The organism is Cypionkella sp., assembly GCF_030652235.1.
Taxonomy (GTDB): Bacteria; Pseudomonadota; Alphaproteobacteria; order Rhodobacterales; family Rhodobacteraceae; genus Cypionkella.
The window spans coordinates 1-4,806 of sequence record NZ_JAUSBA010000019.1; the positions used below are offsets into that span (position 1 = coordinate 1).

The window sequence follows — 4,806 nt, forward strand, 5'->3', positions numbered from 1 at the left end:
TATCCAGATCATCGAGAAATTGACGCCACGCTGCCGTGCTCTCGCCGCCCATATTCATGATGGAAAGCAATACCTTCTGACCATCTCGGCGCACACCGATGGCTGCGAGCACCGAGAGGTTCGTGGCCTTCTTGTCGAGACGCGTCTTGATGACGGTGCCGTCAAGGATCAGTCGGATGATGTCCTCATCAGCAAGACTACGGGCGCACCAGGCGTCCCAATCCAAGCTACGTGATGCAGGCCGGTCCGTCGCTAGGCTTGAGTCAATCAGACCGCACGCTGGAAATTGCCACCGGCGAGCCCTGCTTGCTGGCTGAACGCCGCACGTGGCGGGGGGACCGAGACGGTGACCATCGTGCGGCAGGTGCTCCGCGGCGATGCCTTCGATCTGATCGCCCAGTTTGGTCCTGAGAGCAGCAGGGCGAGCGGTGGATGACGCGGGGCAGACTTCGCCTGCCCCTGCCAGATGATATAGCTTCGCTTTAATCGAAGCGCTTTACTTCACTGTAAGCCCCAGCAACGCGCAGCGTGACCGAAACCGGCGCTTCGCCACGGTTGCGCCAGAACCAGCCGTGATTGCCAGTGAAAGCTGCCGTCAGATCACCGGCGTCTGTCTCAACTGCGCGGCCCTTCTCGTAGCTGGTCGAGTTGCCGCCACCATCGCCGTGGGTGTCATAATTGACCACGCCCCCCGTCACCGCCCAATCATATTGCGCTACACCGCCCTCTTGCATCACCAGCTTGATCTCTGTGCCCTGACCAGGTTCCAGCGTGAAGGTGATCTCGTCTGTCCATGCGGGTGATGGCGTAGTGACTTCTTGCGCATGAGCGGTTCCGACCAACAAACCAAAGACAGCGTCCAAAACATTCGGGACCAGCGACGATTGCGGTTGTGCCGCGTCTTGTTCCAACATCAGGCGATCCGCCTCGGCCTCTTCGGCCAGTTGCGCTTTGATCTCGCCCATCTCGGTAAGGCCCAGAACGCCCCCGACGCCTGTGGGATCAACATTGTATTCTGCAGGCAGCACGACGGTGACAAGGATCACCGCCGCCGCCGCAATCGCGATCCCGGTTGATCGCAGCAGTTGCGCCGAACTCGGCAGGTCTTCAAGATTGGGTTTGGGAGAATTATACATAGGGTTTCCTATTCAGATCAAGAGATTGCAAGACCAGCCAGCTGATAGCCGACCAGAATGAAGCCAGCCGCCATCATAACGACATTGGCGGTGTAGGCATGGCGCAGGAAGCTGCTGTTGCGCCGCCAGAAGCCCATCACGATCAAGATCATCGACAAAGCGATCAGCTGGCCAATTTCCACACCGACGTTGAAGGCGATCAGATTCGGCAACAGCCCGTTGGATGCGATGTCATAATCGAGGATCTTGGTGGCCAGCCCGAGGCCATGGAAAAAGCCAAAGATCAGTGTTGCAGCCTTGGTGTTGGGCTGAAACCCGAACCAACGTTGATAAGCCCCAAGATTGTCCAGCGCCTTGTAAACTACTGACAGACCAATGATTGCGTCGATCAGATAGGCGTTGACGTTCCAGCCGAACCAGACGCCCAGAAGCATCGTTGTCGAATGACCGATGGCAAACAGGCTGACGTAGATGGCGATGTGTTGCAGCCGGTACAGGAAGAACACGACGCCAAACAGGAACAGCAGATGGTCATACCCGGTGACCATGTGCTTGGCACCCAGATACAGGAACGGGATCAAGTTCCAGCCCGAGACCTCCTGCACATAGCCCGCGTCCCCTGGGGTGACGTTATGGGCCAGCGCGCCTTGGGCGGTCAGCATCAGCAGGATGGCGATAAAGGCAAAGGTCCATGGCAACGCAAAGCCGCCATTTCCCCGCCTTGGAGGTGTGGTGTAGATCATTTATATATCCGATTGAGTATGTCAGGTTTGGGCCGAGGGCCAGACCACTGGCCCGCTCAGGCTGACAAAACTTTCGGAGGTCGCCGTAAACCGGGTGGCGACAGGCTTGCGGCCAAGAAGTCGGATGTGCCGATGTGAAATGCGCTAAAATCTGAACTGGTCTCTGTTACTTGCGGCAGCAGCATTTGCGTCTGGTGTTCGTGATCGGTTGCATTATGACCCAGCCCAGACTTATCCGGTTCTGGCGAGTCATGCAAATGGCCGTGAAGCATTTGCTCAGCCGCCTGAGAACTGTCCACGGGCAGTCCGGGCCCATGTGTCAAAGCGATAATGAGTGGCGCGAAGATCAGGGCGCAAAACAAAGCGAGGGGCAAAGCCCACCGCGTCGCGCCTTTGATCAATTCGCGTATCATTGCCTGCCGCCTCTCAGCTGCACGGTGTCTTCATATGCACCGTTAAAGCCATATCATCGCCCAAAAGTGCATCACGGTGATGTATGTATCGTTTGCTACGCGTGGATGCAAGCCGACCCATTAGTCTGACAGCCGGAACGCGCTCATATCCCTCACCTTGCCGCAGAACCTTCGTAAATGCCGCTTGACCTAATCCCCCCCCTGGGGATAGAAATTTGGCATGACAATCCAAGCATCGCACACATCGCACTCCGACATCATCAATCGCCTCAAACGAGCGGATGGCCACCTGAGGTCCATCATCGAGATGTTGGAAACAGGGAAACCCTGCGCCGAGATTGCAACCCAGATCAAGGCGGTTGAAAGTGCCATTACGGTGGCAAAGCGCGCACTCATCCACGATCACATCGATCACTGCCTAGGGCATGGCGGCGGGGACGACCTCGCCGAAATGCGCGCCTTGGCCAAGCTGTTGTGACGAGGGCCGAGGGATGTTGACCGTACTTGCTAACCACACATTCCGCCACCTGTTTGCGGCTCAGGTCATTGCCCTTCTTGGCACCGGGCTTGCCACCGTGGCGCTTGGCCTGCTGGCCTGGCAACTGGCAGGAGAGGATGCCGGGCTGGTGCTGGGCACGGCGCTGGCCATTAAGATGATCGCCTATGTGACGCTGGCCCCGGTTGCCGCCGCACTGGCCGAGCGATTGCCGCGCCGTGCGTTTCTGGTAGCGCTGGACCTGATCCGCGCCGGTGTGGTGATGTTTTTGCCCTTCGTCACCGAGGTCTGGCAGATCTATGTGCTGATCTTCTTCCTTCAGGCGGCATCGGCGGGCTTCACCCCTGCCTTTCAGGCGACGATCCCCGATGTGCTGCCTGACGAGAAAAACTACACCAACGCTCTTTCGTTGCTTCGACTGGCCGAAGACCTTGAACAGCTGCTAAGCCCGATGCTGGCCGCCGCCCTGCTGACTGTGGTCAGCTTTCCGGTGCTGTTTGGTGGCACTGTTGCGGGCTTTGTTGGCTCGGCATTGCTGGTGGTGACAGTCGCGTTGCCCACTCGGACGGTGGCAGAACCCGGCCACTTCTGGGCCTCCACCACCAAAGGCATCCGCATCTATCTGGCCACACCGCGCCTGCGCGGGCTGATGGTGATGGAAATGGCCGTCGCCGCTGCGGGGGCCATGATCTATGTCAACACCGTCGTTCTTGTGCAGGCCGACCTTGGTCTTGGCGCGCCGCAGGTGGCGCTGGCATTTGCCGCCTTTGGCGCCGGGTCGATCCTTGCCGCGTTTCTGCTGCCACGCGTTCTGGAGCGGCTAGCCGACCGGCCCGTGATGATCGCGGGCGCGGGCTTGATGGTGGCCGGGGTCGCGGTCACGCCGCTGGTGCCGGGATTGAGCGGACTGATGGCGCTTTGGGCGATCATCGGGTTTGGGTTTTCCTTCACCCAGACCCCGATCGGGTGCATCCTGAACCGCTCGTCACGCGAAGAGGACCGCCCGGCGGTCTTTGCCGCACAGTTCGCGCTGTCCCATGCAGCTTGGCTTGTCACATATCCTTTGGCAGGCTGGCTCGGGTCCGCCTTCAGCATGTCGGCAGCCGCGTTGGCTTTGGCGGCGGTTGGGGCGGCGGCACTGGTTGCAGTGATCCGGCTCTGGCCCAAGCATGATCCCATCGAAGTCTTGCATGACCACCCTGATCTGCCTGCTGACCATCCGCATCTGCATGACCATGCAGACGTGCATCGCCATGCGCTTGTGATCGACGGATTGCACCGGCGCTGGCCGTCACGTCGCGCCTGATCGTCATCATGGCGGATGTCGCAGCCTATGCCGGTCTGTTCGCCGCAGCATTTCTTGCCGCGACCCTGTTACCAGCACAATCCGAGGCGCTGGTCGCGGGGCTTCTGCTGGCGGGCTATATGCCTTGGTTAGTTCTCGCCGTGGCAAGCGTCGGAAATGTGCTGGGCTCGGCTCTCAACTGGTCGCTAGGGCGCGGCATCGAACGGTTCCGCGACCGGCGATGGTTCCCAGCGAACGCATTGGCCCTAGAGAGAGCCGAAGGTTGGTATCGCCGCTATGGCAAATGGTCGCTGCTGCTCGCATGGGTTCCGATCATCGGTGACCCGCTGACCCTCATCGCGGGCGTCCTTCGCGAGCCGTTCCCGGTATTTCTGCTTTTGGTCACCATTGGCAAGGTTGGCCGTTACTTGGTGATTGCGGCAGCCACACTTGGGCTTGAATGACCCGCGATCCAAAATGCCCCTTGGGTACAGCTAGGGGATGCACACATCGTCAGGTTTGGTTTTCTAGGTGTGCTTGACGGATTTTGTGTTGCATGATTCGGTAGCCCTTCCTTGAATGGAGGGCGGCTGGTGATGACTTCGGAAAGCTGGGGGCTGGGCGATTTCGGAGACGAGCGCCTGGCAAAAAGGGGGGTCTGCTGCTCGCGGGAATGGTGGCGCGCACGAGCACCTGCCTGCGGCGTCTGGCGGGTGGCCGACGCAGTGAGATT

Annotated in this window: 5 protein-coding genes and 1 pseudogene; 3 read left to right on the top strand and 3 right to left on the bottom strand. The window is 59.6% G+C overall.

Annotation, left to right across the window (positions count from 1 at the left end; genetic code table 11):
• From Q7V03_RS05345 to Q7V03_RS05355, 3 genes and pseudogenes are all read right to left on the bottom strand, one after another.
• Window positions 1–226: pseudogene (locus tag Q7V03_RS05345) on the bottom strand (transposase); the annotation flags it as partial.
• A 256-nt stretch (window positions 227–482) separates the two neighbouring features.
• A complete protein-coding gene (locus tag Q7V03_RS05350; RefSeq protein ID WP_304924576.1) occupies window positions 483–1,136 on the bottom strand; it encodes a transmembrane anchor protein in 654 nt (217 codons plus the stop codon).
• Window positions 1,137–1,153: 17 nt separating this feature from the next.
• Window positions 1,154–1,798 carry a HupE/UreJ family protein gene (locus Q7V03_RS05355; RefSeq protein WP_304924580.1) on the bottom strand — a complete coding sequence of 215 codons (645 nt, stop codon included), beginning with the start codon at window positions 1,796–1,798 and terminating at the stop codon, window positions 1,154–1,156.
• A 714-nt stretch (window positions 1,799–2,512) separates the two neighbouring features.
• Here Q7V03_RS05355 and Q7V03_RS05360 point away from each other — a divergent pair.
• Genes Q7V03_RS05360 through Q7V03_RS05370 form a run of 3 tightly spaced genes read left to right on the top strand, consistent with a single transcriptional unit; the run spans window position 2,513 to window position 4,537 of the window.
• Window positions 2,513–2,770 carry a metal-sensing transcriptional repressor gene (locus tag Q7V03_RS05360; RefSeq protein WP_304924577.1) on the top strand — a complete coding sequence of 86 codons (258 nt, stop codon included), beginning with the start codon at window positions 2,513–2,515 and terminating at the stop codon, window positions 2,768–2,770.
• Between the two features lie 13 nt (window positions 2,771–2,783).
• A complete protein-coding gene (locus Q7V03_RS05365) occupies window positions 2,784–4,094 on the top strand; it encodes an MFS transporter (protein ID WP_304924578.1) in 1,311 nt (436 codons plus the stop codon).
• A gap of 8 nt (window positions 4,095–4,102) precedes the next feature.
• Complete coding sequence (locus tag Q7V03_RS05370) at window positions 4,103–4,537, top strand: YqaA family protein (RefSeq protein WP_304924579.1); 435 nt, start codon at window positions 4,103–4,105, stop codon at window positions 4,535–4,537.
• Window positions 4,538–4,806 lie beyond the last annotated feature (269 nt).